This is a genomic window from Desulfobacula sp., from assembly GCF_014237455.1.
In the GTDB taxonomy this organism is placed as follows: domain Bacteria; phylum Desulfobacterota; class Desulfobacteria; order Desulfobacterales; family Desulfobacteraceae; genus Desulfobacula.
Map to the genome: position 1 here is coordinate 1 of NZ_JABZFL010000005.1, position 15,063 is coordinate 15,063.

The 15,063-nt window shown below is 39.4% G+C and carries 14 protein-coding genes; 6 read left to right on the plus strand and 8 right to left on the minus strand.

The annotated features are described in order from the left end of the window. Positions 1-236: 236 nt before the first annotated feature. Together HGJ91_RS01140 and HGJ91_RS01145 are read left to right on the plus strand one after the other, a co-directional pair. Positions 237-1,184, plus strand: coding sequence for a GGDEF domain-containing protein (locus HGJ91_RS01140; RefSeq protein ID WP_291345844.1), 948 nt, complete (start codon positions 237-239; stop codon positions 1,182-1,184). A 468-nt stretch (positions 1,185-1,652) separates the two neighbouring features. After that, on the plus strand, positions 1,653-2,903 hold the full coding sequence (locus tag HGJ91_RS01145) for a M14 family metallopeptidase (RefSeq protein ID WP_291345845.1): 1,251 nt from the start codon (positions 1,653-1,655) through the stop codon (positions 2,901-2,903). Between the two features lie 353 nt (positions 2,904-3,256). Here the strand turns inward: HGJ91_RS01145 and HGJ91_RS01150 are convergent, their stop codons facing one another. Then, on the minus strand, positions 3,257-3,511 hold the full coding sequence (locus HGJ91_RS01150; RefSeq protein ID WP_291345846.1) for a hypothetical protein: 255 nt from the start codon (positions 3,509-3,511) through the stop codon (positions 3,257-3,259). Between the two features lie 333 nt (positions 3,512-3,844). Between HGJ91_RS01150 and ispG the strand changes: the two genes are divergently transcribed. Genes ispG through HGJ91_RS01170 form a run of 4 tightly spaced genes read left to right on the plus strand, consistent with a single transcriptional unit; the run spans position 3,845 to position 9,933 of the window. Then, a complete protein-coding gene (ispG, locus tag HGJ91_RS01155) occupies positions 3,845-4,939 on the plus strand; it encodes a flavodoxin-dependent (E)-4-hydroxy-3-methylbut-2-enyl-diphosphate synthase (protein WP_291345847.1) in 1,095 nt (364 codons plus the stop codon). Continuing rightward, the gene (gene proS, locus HGJ91_RS01160) at positions 4,923-6,434 is read left to right on the plus strand and encodes a proline--tRNA ligase (protein ID WP_291345848.1); all 1,512 of its coding nucleotides are present in this window, start codon (positions 4,923-4,925) and stop codon (positions 6,432-6,434) included. The genes ispG and proS overlap by 17 nt, the downstream gene beginning before the upstream one ends. A gap of 9 nt (positions 6,435-6,443) precedes the next feature. Then, entirely contained in the window at positions 6,444-8,597 is a 2,154-nt protein-coding gene (locus HGJ91_RS01165; RefSeq protein WP_291345849.1) for a bifunctional (p)ppGpp synthetase/guanosine-3',5'-bis(diphosphate) 3'-pyrophosphohydrolase, read from the plus strand. A 16-nt stretch (positions 8,598-8,613) separates the two neighbouring features. Beyond that, a complete protein-coding gene (locus HGJ91_RS01170) occupies positions 8,614-9,933 on the plus strand; it encodes a PhoH family protein (RefSeq protein ID WP_291345850.1) in 1,320 nt (439 codons plus the stop codon). A gap of 93 nt (positions 9,934-10,026) precedes the next feature. Here HGJ91_RS01170 and rpmB read toward each other — a convergent pair whose 3' ends face one another. From rpmB to aroF, 7 genes are all read right to left on the minus strand, one after another. Continuing rightward, a complete protein-coding gene (rpmB, locus tag HGJ91_RS01175; protein WP_291345851.1) occupies positions 10,027-10,221 on the minus strand; it encodes a 50S ribosomal protein L28 in 195 nt (64 codons plus the stop codon). Between the two features lie 84 nt (positions 10,222-10,305). Continuing rightward, positions 10,306-10,956, minus strand: a complete 651-nt coding sequence (locus tag HGJ91_RS01180; RefSeq protein WP_291345852.1) for an outer membrane protein assembly factor BamD — start codon at positions 10,954-10,956, stop codon at positions 10,306-10,308. Between the two features lie 2 nt (positions 10,957-10,958). Next, complete coding sequence (trxB, locus tag HGJ91_RS01185) at positions 10,959-11,879, minus strand: thioredoxin-disulfide reductase (protein WP_291345853.1); 921 nt, start codon at positions 11,877-11,879, stop codon at positions 10,959-10,961. Positions 11,880-11,891: 12 nt separating this feature from the next. Further along, positions 11,892-12,218 carry a thioredoxin gene (gene trxA, locus HGJ91_RS01190; RefSeq protein WP_291345854.1) on the minus strand — a complete coding sequence of 109 codons (327 nt, stop codon included), beginning with the start codon at positions 12,216-12,218 and terminating at the stop codon, positions 11,892-11,894. Positions 12,219-12,393: 175 nt separating this feature from the next. Next, complete coding sequence (rbr, locus tag HGJ91_RS01195; RefSeq protein WP_291345855.1) at positions 12,394-12,969, minus strand: rubrerythrin; 576 nt, start codon at positions 12,967-12,969, stop codon at positions 12,394-12,396. 18 nt (positions 12,970-12,987) lie between these two features. Next, the gene (gene aroB, locus HGJ91_RS01200) at positions 12,988-14,019 is read right to left on the minus strand and encodes a 3-dehydroquinate synthase (RefSeq protein WP_291345856.1); all 1,032 of its coding nucleotides are present in this window, start codon (positions 14,017-14,019) and stop codon (positions 12,988-12,990) included. 2 nt (positions 14,020-14,021) lie between these two features. Then, positions 14,022-15,029, minus strand: a complete 1,008-nt coding sequence (gene aroF, locus HGJ91_RS01205) for a 3-deoxy-7-phosphoheptulonate synthase (RefSeq protein WP_291345857.1) — start codon at positions 15,027-15,029, stop codon at positions 14,022-14,024. Positions 15,030-15,063 lie beyond the last annotated feature (34 nt).

Sequence of the window (15,063 nt, forward strand, 5' to 3'; positions counted from 1 at the left end):
GCTGTCTCACGCTATCTAACCTATGTTTTATATCTTTATGGTACCTGCTTTTTTTTGTTTAGGTATGACAAACTGGGATTCTTGCTGGGATCTCAGGTAAATTTTCGAGCTTCTTTAGAGAGGATCAGTAAGTTTAAATAGGTTTTTCAATAACGCCACAATAATTGACAGAAATCCTTGATTCAATCGCACGCTCATGCCAGAATAAATAAAATTATATTAATGTAGAGTTTTATATGATTAATACAAGTGATCTAAATCAATTCAATGTCCTTCATGAGATTGATATCACATCTCTTTGGGGACTCTTTGAACATTGTGCTATACGTAATCTAGACAAAGGTGATGTGCTTTTATCCAAGGGTGATGTTAACCATACCATGTTTTTTGTACTGCTCGGTAGCCTGAGTGTTCATTTGGATTCTCCTGATAGTGAACCAGTGGCTTTTGTAGAAGGTGGTCAAACAGTTGGAGAGCTATCAGTTATCGATGCTGCTCCAGTTTCAGCTTATGTTGTGGCCGCTGAGCCTTTACGGCTGATGTCTGTTGAAGAAGACACGTTTTGGCGATTGATCCATGCTTCCCATGAGTTTGCTGCAAACATGTTATTGCTATTAGTTCAACGTATGCGCTCCACGAACAAAACTGTCTCTCAAACAACAGTTCAAAAAAAACAGTTCGAACGAGACGCCTTGTTTGACCGATTGACTGGTTTACATAATAGACGTTGGCTGGACAAAGAGTTGCCACGCATTGCCCAACGCTCTCATTTTGATAATTGTCCAATATGTGTTTTGATGACAGATATTGATCACTTCAAACATTTTAATGATACCTACGGACATTTATCTGGGGACAAAGTACTCGCCACGGTTGCAAAAACATTGCAAAAGAATGTTCGCCCACTTGATATGGTTGCACGCTACGGTGGTGAAGAATTTATTGTCATTTTAACAAACACAGATATTCATGGAGCAAAAATTGCTGCAGAAAGAATTCGAAAATCCGTCAGTGAAATCTCCCTTGTACTTGACAGTGGAGACTCTCCACAAGTTACTATTTCTATTGGTGCAGCGCAGTTTTTCCCTCAAAACAATAGCACAATGGTGATTGATAGGGCCGACGAAGCACTCTATAACGCAAAAAATAACGGTCGCAATCGAGTTGAATGTTGGCAAAAATAAGCTAATCTATTTCAGTTCGCTGTGAGAGGTCATAGAAGGTAGAGTCTAATCAAATTATTCGAAATCTAATTTTAATTCTATTTTGTAAAAAGAGTTATTAAATCAGTTTTTTAAATATTGAATATACTAACGATTATAGATGGTGTTATCAAACAGGAGTCAAATCCCCCAATTTACCGAGCGTTTCTTTAACCAGTCCGAGCTTTTTGAATATTTATCAGGATAACAGATGTAGTATGGACGGATTTTCAGGTTCAGATTTGAAATTACAATATATGTAACAGCCTCATTCCAAATCTAAAAAGCTTGCTATAAATTATATTGGAGATCAATTTTATTTTTATAATCCTGCATCCAGAAAATTTACTACATCATTGACACTGCCCTCTATTTTTTTATAGGGTTCTATTTGTCTTTTAAAAAAAACTCATATGACTTTTCAATTTAATTTGTAGACATGGAGATATTGTGAAAAAAACTCTAAAAATTATTTCTATTCTGTTGGTTTTAATAATTTTGTGCGCCCTTGTCGTTACAACGTATCAATACAATACTTTTACACCTGTTGCAGTAATACAGGATGCTGATTCAAAAAACCTTGTATATTTTCAAAACTCCTATGAAGAATGCCGTAAAAATTTTATTTTATTAGCTGATAAAATAAATAAAAGATTTGAAAAAGTAACAATCTCAAAATTAAATATTGAAAGTAAAAAAGATCCAGATTTGACGATTAACTATTGTTATGTCCCGGCACAAAAAAAATTTAAACGTCTGTTAATTCTATCATCGGCTGTTCATGGTATAGAAGGGTATGTAGGAAGCGCTGTGCAGCAAATGTTTATGGAGGAACTACTTGAAAAAATGAATTTGTCTGAAATGGGAGTTCTTCTTATACATGGAATGAATCCTTATGGATTTAAATATAAACGAAGAGTGTCGGAAAACAATGTCGATTTAAACAGAAACTGTTCAAATGATAGCAAACTTTATAAAAGCATTAATGCCGGATATTCAAATTTATACACAATGCTTAACCCAAAAGGAGAAGTCAGTCTTAAAAGTATTAAAAATATGTTTTTCCAGATAAATGCTATACAAAAAATCATTCAATATTCCATGGGAACTTTAAGACAGGCAATTTTACAGGGTCAATATCAGTATCCAGAAGGTCTCTATTTTGGCGGCAATGAACTTGAACCTTCAATCAAAGCTATTACACCAGTTTTAAAACAAATTACAGAAAACTATGGGATTGTATTTAATATTGATTTGCATACAGGATATGGTGCAAGAGGAACATTACATCTTTTTCCAAACCCTATTGAAGATAAAAAATTAAAAAATGATATAGAAACAATCTTCTCTGGTAAGCACATCGATTGGGGTGATGGAGATAATTTTTATACTGTTACAGGAGATTTTACCTCGTATATAGGACGGATTATTCCAAAAAAATATTATATTCCCATGGTTTTTGAATTTGGAACCCTCGATAGTCAGACAACAATGGGATCAATAAAATCATTACATAATATGATTGTTGAAAACCAGGGCTTTCATCATAATTACAAAACCAAAAAAGATGAAATCAAAATTAATAAGGATATACTTGAAATGTATTATCCCACTTCAGAAAACTGGAAATCCAAAGCTATTGAGGATGCAAGAATAATTTTATCAAAGTCAATGAAACAGTTTAGTTCCATAGAAAGGTAAATGTTAAAATACTGTATGCATAATAAAAAATACAGCACTATAAAGAGTGGTACAAGGTAAATAAATTTTCAAAATATAATTCAATTATATGGGAAAGGGCAAACCGACATGGATCAAAATTCCATTACGCTATATTGGAGAAAAAAATGAAGGATATCCATTCTGATATGGTGTAGACTTTGTCTATAATTTTTCTCCCCCAATACCGGAATTAAAAGCCAGAACTATTATTAACAGCCCCGGTGGGTTCTGAATTAAAGCCCGACACAATATTTTGTGGTTGAAGGAAATTTTATTCAACACGCAGATAATCAACTTGATATATAAATCATATTTTAGCAGATTTTGAAAAATTATTCCCCTGTTTCATCAAACGATTGATAATAACGAATATTTATTTTTGGTATTAAAAAAAAATCTGCTATTAAATCTGATGTATTCATATCTTTTGTTATATTGAATACTTTTAGATGTTTCGCACCATGCGTTTCTATAAAATCAGAAAATCTTTTAAAACTCATTATATTGATTTCCCCGGTTACCTGGTCACCACAATTTAATACAATCGTCACCCTTGTTGGATTCATTTTTGTTGGATTCATGTCCATAATGCATCACTCCCAAAATCAAAAATTAGTTTTTATCTGCCCTCCAGGCAAGAATCTATCTTGCCTTTATTGAGAAGTGTTTTGATGGCAGCTTCAATGGCCTGTTCTTAATTTAGTATTCTTAAAAGAAATGAAAAGCAACATTAAAAAGAAATGAATATCAATTATTTGGTAGAAAGTTAAAATTTACTGGCGATTACCCAAAGTTTAAAAGAGTGTTGTCTTGAATAAAAAGAACAGCTTTGATATCTTTCAAGAAGGTGAATGTTTTTAGCTTACAGTTTAAATGCAATGCTGTAAGCTTTTAATTTTTGTAAACTACAGGACAATAAGATGTCACTGGTTCGGAAAAGACGGCAAACAAGGCAAATCAGTATCGGAAAGGTCAAGATCGGTTCGGATGCACCGATTTCAGTCCAGTCTATGACCAATACCCAGACCCAGGATGTGGAAGCCACGGTTAATCAGATCCTTTCCCTTGAAAAGGCCGGGTGTGAAATCATCCGTGTGGCAGTTCCGGATATGGAAGCAGCCGAGGCCATTGAGAAGATCAAACAGCGCATCACCATTCCAATAATTGCCGATATTCATTTTGATTTCAGGCTGGCCCTGGCATCTGCCAGAGCAGGTGCTGACGCCTTGAGAATAAATCCGGGCAATATCGGGGAAGCGGAAAAGATCAGGGCTGTCGTGGATTGTGCAAAAGATCATGGTATCCTCATAAGAATCGGTGTGAATGCAGGCTCCCTTGAAAAAGAGATTGAACAGCGTCTTGGGATTACAGCCGAGGCCATGGTGGAAAGTGCATTGCGCAATATAAAAATTCTTGAAGACTTAGATTTTTATAACATCAAAGTTTCTCTGAAAGCGTCGGATGTCTCAAGAACGGTAAAAGCTTACCGGCTATTGGCATCAAAAACTAATGTGCCGTTTCATGTCGGGGTAACAGAAGCCGGAGGCCTTTATGCCGGTATCACAAAGTCGGCCATTGGCATCGGCATGCTGCTGGCAGAAGGTCTTGGTGATACCCTTCGGGTTTCATTGACAAGGGACCCTGTTGAGGAAATCAGGACCGGTTATGAGATCCTGAGGGCTCTTGGGATCAGAAGCCGGGGGCCGGAGTTAATCTCGTGTCCCACGTGCGGACGGTGTAAAATTGATCTTTTTAAAATTGCAGAACAAGCAGAAAAAGCTTTACTTGAACGGTCTTCCCAGATTAAAGTTGCTATTATGGGATGTGTTGTAAACGGTCCCGGTGAAGCAAAAGAGGCAGATATAGGTATCGCAGGTGGTGATGGCATGGGGATTCTATTTAAAAAGGGAAAAGTGATACGGAAAATAGACCAGGATAAACTTGTGGATCAATTGCTGAGCGAAATTGATACTATGACAGAGAATTCGGAGGAACTGAATGGCAAAAAAGAATAAAACAGCGATCACACCCACCCGGGAACAAGACTACCCCGCCTGGTATCAGGAAGTGATTAAAGTGTCGGATATGGCTGAAAATTCACCCGTCAGGGGATGCATGGTGATAAAACCCTGGGGATATGCGCTTTGGGAAAATATGGTGCGTGAGATAGATGCCATGTTTAAGGAAACCGGTGTAAAAAATGCCTATTTCCCTTTGTTTATCCCGTTAAGCTATCTGGAAAAAGAAGCAGAGCATGTGGAAGGGTTTGCCAAAGAGTGTGCTGTTGTTACCCACCACAAGCTTGAAAAGGATGATAAGGGCGGTTTAAAACCGGCTGGAAAACTGGCCGAACCGTTAATCGTCCGCCCTACATCTGAAACCATTATCGGGGAATCCATGGCCAAATGGACATCAAGTTACAGGGATCTTCCGATTTTATTAAATCAGTGGGCCAATGTGGTTCGATGGGAGATGCGGACTCGCATGTTTTTAAGAACCAGTGAATTTTTATGGCAGGAAGGCCATACCGCCCATGCCACAGAGCAGGAAGCAAAAGAGAGAACCATGCTCATGCTGGATGTCTATACAAAATTTGTTGAAGAATATCTGGCCATGCCGGTGATCAGGGGCAGAAAGACCGTATCAGAACGGTTTCCAGGGGCTGATGATACCACCTGTATTGAAGCCATGATGCAGGATAAGAGGGCGCTTCAGGCCGGCACATCTCATTTTCTGGGTCAGAATTTTGCCAAAGGTTCCAATATTAAATTTCAAAACGAAGAAGGCGAAGAAGCCTATGCCTGGACCACATCCTGGGGAACATCCACCCGTATGATCGGCGGGATGATCATGGTACACTCAGATGATGACGGTCTTGTGCTTCCACCACGGGTGGCGTCAGCCCATGTCGTCATTCTTCCGATTTTCAAAAAGGATGGTGACAATCGAGCTGTCAAGGAAAGCGCCCAAGACCTTAAAGATGCATTGGAAGAAAAGCAATACCATGGCAGAAATGTCACAGTTGAAATTGATGACCGGGATATCGGCGGTGCCAGGGGATGGGACTGGGTGAAAAAAGGGGTTCCTGTCCGGATTGAGCTGGGGCCGAGGGATATGGCACAAAACAGTGTTTTTATGGCCAGAAGGGATGAACCATCCAGTCAGAAACAATCCATGAACAGGGAAGAATTTATCGGTCAAATCACAGATATTCTGGACAATATTCAGGATAATCTTTTTAACCGGGCAAAGAACTATAGAGAAGAAAACACCTTTGAGATTGATGATAAAAAAGCCTTTTATAAATTATATAAAAAAGCCAGGGGATTTGATAATGGTGCCTTTGTCATGGCCCATTGGTGCGGATCAGAAGAATGTGAAGAAAAAATTAAAAAAGACCTGTCCGTCACCATTCGCTGTATTCCTTTTGACAGTTCGACAGAAGAAGGAAACTGTATTTGTTGTAATAACGCAAGCTCAAGAAGGGTACTTTTTGCAAAAGCATACTAAGCATAGCTCATGATCAGGATCACCGACATACTTGATAAAATTTATGAGTACAACCCCGAAGGGGATACGGATATTATAGACCGGGCCTATATTTACTCGGCAAGGGTTCATGAAGGCCAGATGCGGCTTTCCGGAGAACCCTATCTGTCCCATCCCCTTGAGGTGGCTGATATTTTGGCAGATATGCGGCTGGATGTTGAGAGCATTGCCGCAGCCCTTCTGCATGATGTAATTGAAGATACACCTGCAACAAAAGAAGATATTGAAAAAATGTTCGGGGCGGATGTTGCCCATATTGTTTCCGGTGTAACAAAGCTTTCAGCTCTTCAAACTTCAACCAAAATAGCCCAGCAGGCAGAAAGTTTAAGGAAAATGATTCTTGCCATGGCAGATGATATTCGGGTGGTTCTGATTAAGCTTGCAGACAGAATTCATAATATGAGAACCCTGAAATATCACCCTACTCCTGAAAAACAGGCGGCCATTGCCCAGGAAACCCTGGATATCTATGCTCCTATTGCAGCACGCCTGGGGATTTTCTGGATAAAGTATGAACTGGAGGAAATTGCTTTTTATTATACTTTAAGGGACGAATATGAACGTATTGACACCCTGGTGAATAAAGCCAAGGGCGAAAAAGAAGAGTACATTAAAGAGGTCAATGAGAAACTTCATGGAAAAATGAAAGAAATGGATCTGGAATGTGAAATTAAGGGGCGGTACAAACAACATTACAGCATTTACCAGAAAATGATCTCTCAAAATCTTGAATTTGATAAAGTTTATGACATTATAGCCTTTAGAATCATTCTTGATTCGGTTCCCCAGTGTTATGCCGCCATGGGTGCCATCCATTCCATGTGGAAGCCGATTTACTATAAAATTAAAGATTATATCGGCAACCCCAAGCCCAATATGTATCAATCTATCCATACCACGGTTGTGGGTCCAAAAGGGGAGCGGGTTGAAATTCAGATCAGGACCAATGATATGGACCGGATTGCAGAATCCGGAATTGCAGCCCACTGGAGTTATAAAGAAGGCTCAAAGGTTGAGGAGAGTGCCGGAGAGCTGTTCTCCTGGATCAGAAAGCTTGTGGAAAACCAGGAAAATTATAATGACCCGGATGAATTCCTGGAAAATGTCCGTATTGATTTATACCCTGGTGAAATATATGTATTCACCCCTCTGGGCGACATCAAGACCCTGCCTAAAAAAGCCACGCCTGTAGATTTTGCTTATTTGATACATACGGAAGTCGGTGCAGCGTGTACAGGAGCAAAGGTCAACGGAAAACTTATTCCGCTCACCCATGAGCTGAAAACCGGTGATGCCGTTGAAATTATTACAACCAAAGGCCATAGCCCAAGTCCTGACTGGCTTAATTTTGTAAAAACTGTAAAGGCCAGGACTAAAATACGCTCCTGGATCAATGCCCGGGAAAAAGAGAGAAGCTTTTCTCTGGGACGCGAGATGTGTGAAAAGACATTCAGAAAGAGAAACCAGAATTTCAATGCTCTGGTCAAATCAGGAGAAATCAAAAAGGTTGCCGACACCTTTGGGTTTAAAACGATAGACGACCTGATCGCCAATGTCGGTTTTGGAAAACTTACTCCTTTGCAGATTTTGAATAAAGCCCTGCCGGAGTTTGAAAAACAGGAAGTTAAAGTAGGAAACCTTCTTCAGAAACTGGTTGGAAAGCGAAAGAAAAAAGAGAGCACAGGCATCATCGTAAAAGGGCTTGATGATATTCTTGTTAAGTTTTCAAAATGCTGCAATCCTCTTCCGGGCGATCGTATTATCGGTTATATCACCCAGGGCCAGGGGGTGACCATTCACCGGAAAGGGTGCTTAAATATCATGAAAATGAGCAATGAGCGCCAGATCGAAGTCCAGTGGAGTGATGATTTTACAGAATTTTATCCTGCCAGTATCAAGGTCAGAACGGATGACAGGTTCGGGCTTCTGGCAGATATTGCCTCTGTTATCAGTAAATACAAATCTAATATTTTAAGCGCAAAAACCGAAACCCGGGAAACAGGTGTTAGTCTGTTCTATTTTACCATCCTGGTTGAAAGCTCTGATCAGCTTCGAAAAATTATGGCAAAAATTAGAAAAGTGAAAAAAGTAACCGATGTCAAACGGATCATCCGAAACGATTAAATCATAGGAGAGCTCTATGAAAAAAATCTTTATTCTGGACACCAATGTAATTCTTCACGACAGCAGCTGTATTCACCAGTTCAAAGACAATAATATTTATATTCCCATCACGGTTATAGAAGAGCTTGATAAATTCAAGAAAGGAAATGATGTTATAAATTGTAATGCCAGGGATTTTTTACGATCCCTGGATGCATTGTCCAGTGACAAGATTTTGAATGGCGGGGTGCCGATTGATAATGGGAACGGGAAAATATCAATATTACTTGAAACGCCTTTGAATGAGAAAATAAAAGAGAATTTTAGTGAAATTACACCGGATATCAGAATATTAAATATAGCTTATTCTATTACCCAAAAGCATGATTTTAAAAATGTTATTTTTGTGACCAAAGATGTTAATTTGAGGTTAAGAGCCAGATCCATCGGCCTGAAAACAGAGAATTACAATTCAAAATATGTTGAAAACCTTTCTGACATGTATACCGGGCTTAAGGTGATAGAAAATGTCAGGGAAGATGTATTTGACGATCTTTATCAAAAGCCATATAAGACTGAAATTTCTAGGCTTGAAGCCGACGAAAAATTTTTCCCCAATGAAAATGTGATTTTAAAAAACGGGTCAAAATCGGCCTTGGCTTTTTTTAATGGGATTGATCAAACCATAAGGCGGATACAGCCAAGGGTCTGTTATGGGATTAAACCGAGAAATTCAGAGCAGACCTTTGCTTTGAATGCCATGTTGAATCCTAATATTCCCCTTGTAACCATATCCGGAAAAGCAGGTACGGGAAAAACCCTTTTGGCGCTTGCCGCAGCACTTGAAAATAAACGGTTTTACCGGCAGATTTTTGTCGCCAGACCGGTTGTTCCGCTAAGTAATAAAGACATAGGGTTTCTTCCGGGGGATGTTGCCTCTAAGCTGGATCCTTATATGCAGCCGTTGTACGACAACCTGGCTGTTATCCAGAATCATTTTAATGAGAACAATGTTTCCTCAAAACCGATAACCCAGTTGATAGAAAAAGAAAAAATCGTTATTACGCCCATCTCTTATATCCGCGGGAGAAGCATTGTAAAAGTATTTTTTATTGTTGATGAGGCTCAGAACCTGACTCCCCACGAGGTAAAGACCATCATCACGCGGGCAGGAGAAGGGACTAAAATTATTTTTACCGGAGATATTTTTCAGATAGATCACCCCTATCTTGACAGCCAGACAAACGGGCTTGCCTTTATCATTGAAAAAATGAAAGGACAAAAAGTGTATGCCCATATCAATCTTGAAAAAGGTGAACGTTCCGAGCTTGCGGAGCTTGCCTCAAAAATATTGTAAAATATAAGTACAAATATAAAGGTTCGGGCTGTTTTTTTAAACTGCCCGAACCGGAATGCTTAAATTGGAATGATGTAAAAAAGGGAAGTGATCTTAGGATGCTTTAATTACTTTTCCTGCTTTAATACAACTTGTGCACACATCTATTTTTCTAACGCAACCTTGTTTAATAACTGCGCGAACTCTTTGAAGGTTAGGATTAAATTTTCTCTTATTCAGGTTGTGGGCATGACTGACATTATTGCCAACCATTGGTTTTTTTCCGCAAATTGCACATTTTTTCGACATTTTTATACTCCTAAAAGAAAAATCTTTTTAAACAAAAATAACCTGGGATTGATACAGCAAAAATAAATAAAAGTAAAGAAAATTTTAATTTTTGTTTGCCAGCGCCCGGCACTTAGGGATTTTATTCAATGCTTCTTTGCTTTCTTTTGAATCCGGATAGGTTTCGACAAGATACTCATATCTTTTTAATGCAGCCTTATATTTTTTTGTTTTGTAATAAAAATTGGCCACATAGAGTTCATGTCCTGAAAGGTTGGTCACACATTTTTTAATATTTTCCTTTGCTTTTTGGGCATATTCACTTTCAGGGTATTGCTCGATAAGGCGGTTAAACTGAGTCAGGCTGTTTTTAGCAGGGGTGTGGTCCCTGTCTATCGTATCCAGCTGGTTAAACCAGCAAAGTCCGATTCTGTAAACCACATAGGGAATGGCTTCATTCTTCGGGTGCATTCTTTCAAATTCTTCATAGGCGATAATTGCTTCATCATACTCTTCAAGATGATAATGGGAATCGGCAATTTTGAGCTCGGCTAAAATGGCATACTTACTGAACGGATACCAGTCCTTCAAGTCTGTATAGGCTTTTACCGCAGTTTTATAGTCTCCTGAAACAAAGGCAGAAGACCCTTCGGAAACAAGCTCGCCGGCATTTTTTTCCATTTCATGTGACGTTTCAAACAAAGCGCATCCGGAAAGAAGCAAAACAATTGTAAAAAATAAAAATAGTTTTTTCATAATTATAGGTTCTCAATAAAATGTTCTGCAGAAACAGCAGCAATAGCAGCATCGCCTACCGCCGTTGATATTTGCCTTAAAGGGGTGTCTCTTACATCGCCGACAGCATATACTCCCGGAACAGATGTTTGCATGTTTGCATCAGATCGAATAAATCCGAATTTATCTGTTTCAACGGAATTATTCAAAAAAGAGGCGTTTGGTAAAATACCGACCCATATAAAACAGCCGTCCGCCTTTATGGTTTTTTCTTCATTGGTTTTTACATTTTTTACCTTGACACTCTCCACACCGAAAAAGCCTTCTACTCCGGTTGGAACACTGTCCCAGACAAGTTCAAGTTTATCATTTGCAAAGGCACGTTCCTGTAGTATTTTAGTGGCTCTCAGCTCATCTCTCCGGTGAACCAGATAGACTTTTTTTGCAAATTTTGTCAGGTAGATAGCCTCCTGGACTGCCGTGTCTCCCCCCCCAATTGCAACCACTGTTTTTTCCTTGAAAAAAGGTGCATCACATGTGGCACAAAAAGAAATGCCTTTTCCCATAAATTTATCTTCACCAATGCCAAGTTTTTTCGGTGAGGCTCCAGATGCAATGATGAGAGCTTTGGCTGTGATAGTCTTGTCCTTTAAAACAATTTCTTTTAATTCTTCGGAAAGATTGAGAGAGTGGACCTCTGCCGTTTCAATTTTCAGTCCCAGTTCTTCCGCCTGGACTTTCATTTTTTCAGCAAGATCAAACCCTGAAATACCTTCGGGAAAACCAGGGTAGTTTTCTATCCAGTCGGTCACCAGGATCTGACCGCCCGGTACGACTTTTTCTAATAAAAGGACATTCATCCTTGCCCTGGCGGCATAGATTCCTGCTGTCAGACCGGCAGGGCCTGCACCAATAATTACAAGGTCATAGTCAGTCGTTGTCATTATAATCTCCCCCTAGATGACGCCTTTGATAGTTTCCTCAAGTTTTTCTTTGGCAACCATTCCGGTGATCTGATCCGCTATTTCTCCGTTTTTAAAGAAAATCAGGGTAGGAATTGCCTGAACACCATATTTGCTGGGGCTGACTGGATTTTCATCAACATTTATTTTTACAAAAGCCATTTTGTCGCCATACTCTTTTTCAAGGGCATCAACTGTGGGGGCAATGGCTTTACAAGGACCACACCAGGGTGCCCAGAAATCTACCATTACAGGTTTATTTGATTTGAGAACTTTATCCTCAAAGGAATCATCATCAAGTTCAATTATATTTTGTGTCATGCTAACCGTCCTAAATTTATGTTTATGGTTTAAAAAATATCTTGTAAATATATGTTCTTATTCATTCTTTGTCAATTAATCAAATGCTGTTCGAATAAATAAGGGGCAAATGCTTTTGATGATTTAATAAAAGCTGTTTTACCCCTTAAATTCGTATTGACAAGTATATTAAATTTTACCAGTTTTCAGCCAGCAGCTCAAAATGAGCCTGTGGATGGACACAAGCCGGGCACATTTCAATGGCTTCTTCTCCTTCATGAACATATCCGCAGTTTCTGCATCTCCATTTTGTACTGCTCTTTTTTTTAAATACCATTCCCGTTTCAACATTGGCAGCCAGTTCTGCATATCTTTTCTCATGTTGTTTTTCTGCCACAGCAATCATTTCAAAAACAAGAGCAATGGCATCAAAGCCTTCTTTCCTGGCAGTTGCGGCAAAATCAGGATACATCTCTGTCCATTCATATTCCTCTCCTGCTGCAGCCGCTTTGAGATTTTCAAGGGTTGTTCCGATCACACCTGCGGGAAATGCACCTGTGATCTCAATTTCTCCGCCTTCAAGAAATTTGAAAAATCGTTTGGCATGTTCTTTTTCCTGGTTGGCGGTTTCTGTAAAAATATCAGAAATTTGAACAAAGCCTTCCTTTTTCGCTGCACTGGCAAAATAAGTATACCGGTTTCTTGCCTGGGATTCACCAGCAAATGCGGTTAACAGGTTTTTTTCAGTTTGGGTTCCTTTTAAGTTTGTCATAAATCTTTCCTCCTTTTATTATTTAAAGACCGATGTTATGAATTTATTCATTTCATCAAAGCTGATTTTTTCAACTCTTGCCCTTCCAATTTTTTCAAGGAAAACGTAAAAAAGGTCGTTGCCCTGTTTTTTTTTATCTTTACCGGCAGCGCCGATAATTTTTTTTGCATTATAATCAAGGGTTATTGGCAGATTAAGATCATGTAAGAGTGAACGGATTCTTGAAACATCTCCCTGGTTTATCAGCTGTCTGGCCTGAGAAAATCTGGCTGCAGCTACCATTCCCATGGCGACAGCTCTTCCATGACCTGCTTTTTCTATCTTTTCAATGGCATGGCCAATGGTGTGACCGAAATTGAGTTTTCTTCTTTCACCGGATTCTTTTTCATCCTGCTGGACTACTTGGGATTTGATTCTTAAGGAATCTGCGACAAGCCTGAAAATGGTGTCATAATCAAGAGCAAGGGCTTTTTGTTTATTGTTTTCGATAAAATCAAACATGTCGGCATTTGAAATCAACGCGTGTTTAACGATTTCAGCAAGCCCGTTTGAAATTTCATTTTTCGGCAGGGTGTTTAAAAGGTCAATATCACAAATGACAAATTCGGGCTGGTTAAAGACCCCCACCATGTTTTTATAGGAATCCAGATTAACCCCGTTTTTTCCGCCAATACTGGCATCAACCTGGGACAAAAGAGAGGTGGATACAAATCCGAAGTTTACCCCCCTTAAAAAGGTAGAAGCCGCAAATCCTGTAATATCACAGACAATACCACCACCGATTCCCACAATAAAGCTATCACGGTCACAGGAATGATGGATAAGCTCTTTGAGTATGGTTTCAACGGTTGCAAGGGTTTTAATCCCTTCTCCGGTGCCAATGGTGATGACGGGAACATTCGGGAAATCTTTTTGATAATATTTTTTTATATTTTCATCTGTGACAATAATTGTTTGGGTGGAAGGCAAGTAGTTTTCCAGGTTTTTAAGGCTTTCTCCCACATAGATGGAAGAAAGCTTTAACTGGCCTTTAACATGGAATGTTTCCATTATTATTTCTTAATAATTGCATGGATGGCGTTCATTTTTTCCATAACGGTAACAAACTGATCAGGATATAAAGATTGTGCCCCATCGCTCATGGCTTCTTCCGGGTTGTTGTGAACTTCAATCATTACGCCATCAGCACCTAAGGCTGCTGAGGCATAGGCAAGGGGAATAACCTGGTCTCTGACACCGGCTGCATGGCTGGGATCAACAATGATGGGAAGATGGCTTTCTTTTTTTGCTGCCGGCACAACAGACAGATCCAGCGTGTTTCTGCTGTGTCTGACAAAGGTCCTTACCCCTCTTTCACAAAGAATGATATTGGTGTTGCCTTCTTCCATAATATATTCAGCCGCCATGAGCCACTCCTGAAGTGTGGCCGACATCCCTCTTTTTAAAATTACAGGTCTGTCGGATTTTCCGGCGCGTCTTAAAAGACTGAAATTCTGCATGTTTCTGGTACCAATCTGAACAACATCAGCATATTCTTCAACAAGATTAAAGTTTTCAACATCCATGACTTCCGTTACAATGGGCAAGCCTGTTTCTTCCCGTGCTTTTGCTAAAAACACAAGACCTTGTTTTCCAAGTCCCTGGAAAGAATAAGGAGAGGTTCTCGGCTTAAACGCACCCCCTCTGAATAATTTTGCACCGGCATCTTTAACAGATTTTGCAATAGATAGAACTTGGTTCTGGCTTTCAACAGCACAGGGGCCGGCAATTACAGGAAAGCTTCCATTGCCGAAAACAGCATCCCCAACTTTAATGTGGGTATTTTCCTGCTTAAACTCTCGGCTGACAAGTTTATACGGTTTTGTCACCGGAATAACCTCCTTTACACCGTCAAGCCCTAAAAAATGGGCGGCATCGACAGAACCCTTATTGTGCAGAATTCCGATGGATACCCTGTCTCCTCCGGGTATGGGGCGAGCGGTGTAACCTCTTCTTTCAATTGCATTTACCGCAGCTTTAATTTTTTCTTCGCTTGTGCCTTTTTCCATTACGACTAACATTGTTTTCCTCCATTTGATTTTGTATCAGTATTCA

Excerpts from the sequence above, each read along its gene's own strand:
- HGJ91_RS01170 (WP_291345850.1), top strand. The coding sequence starts at position 8,614 with ATGAAAAAAATCTTTATTCTGGACACCAATGTAATTCTTCACGACAGC.
- aroB (WP_291345856.1), bottom strand. The coding sequence starts at position 14,019 with ATGGAAACATTCCATGTTAAAGGCCAGTTAAAGCTTTCTTCCATCTAT.
- ispG (WP_291345847.1), top strand. The coding sequence starts at position 3,845 with ATGTCACTGGTTCGGAAAAGACGGCAAACAAGGCAAATCAGTATCGGA.
- aroF (WP_291345857.1), bottom strand. The coding sequence starts at position 15,029 with ATGTTAGTCGTAATGGAAAAAGGCACAAGCGAAGAAAAAATTAAAGCT.
- trxB (WP_291345853.1), bottom strand. The coding sequence starts at position 11,879 with ATGACAACGACTGACTATGACCTTGTAATTATTGGTGCAGGCCCTGCC.
- trxA (WP_291345854.1), bottom strand. The coding sequence starts at position 12,218 with ATGACACAAAATATAATTGAACTTGATGATGATTCCTTTGAGGATAAA.
- rpmB (WP_291345851.1), bottom strand. The coding sequence starts at position 10,221 with ATGTCGAAAAAATGTGCAATTTGCGGAAAAAAACCAATGGTTGGCAAT.
- HGJ91_RS01150 (WP_291345846.1), bottom strand. The coding sequence starts at position 3,511 with ATGGACATGAATCCAACAAAAATGAATCCAACAAGGGTGACGATTGTA.
- HGJ91_RS01165 (WP_291345849.1), top strand. The coding sequence starts at position 6,444 with ATGATCAGGATCACCGACATACTTGATAAAATTTATGAGTACAACCCC.
- HGJ91_RS01140 (WP_291345844.1), top strand. The coding sequence starts at position 237 with ATGATTAATACAAGTGATCTAAATCAATTCAATGTCCTTCATGAGATT.
- rbr (WP_291345855.1), bottom strand. The coding sequence starts at position 12,969 with ATGACAAACTTAAAAGGAACCCAAACTGAAAAAAACCTGTTAACCGCA.
- HGJ91_RS01180 (WP_291345852.1), bottom strand. The coding sequence starts at position 10,956 with ATGAAAAAACTATTTTTATTTTTTACAATTGTTTTGCTTCTTTCCGGA.
- proS (WP_291345848.1), top strand. The coding sequence starts at position 4,923 with ATGGCAAAAAAGAATAAAACAGCGATCACACCCACCCGGGAACAAGAC.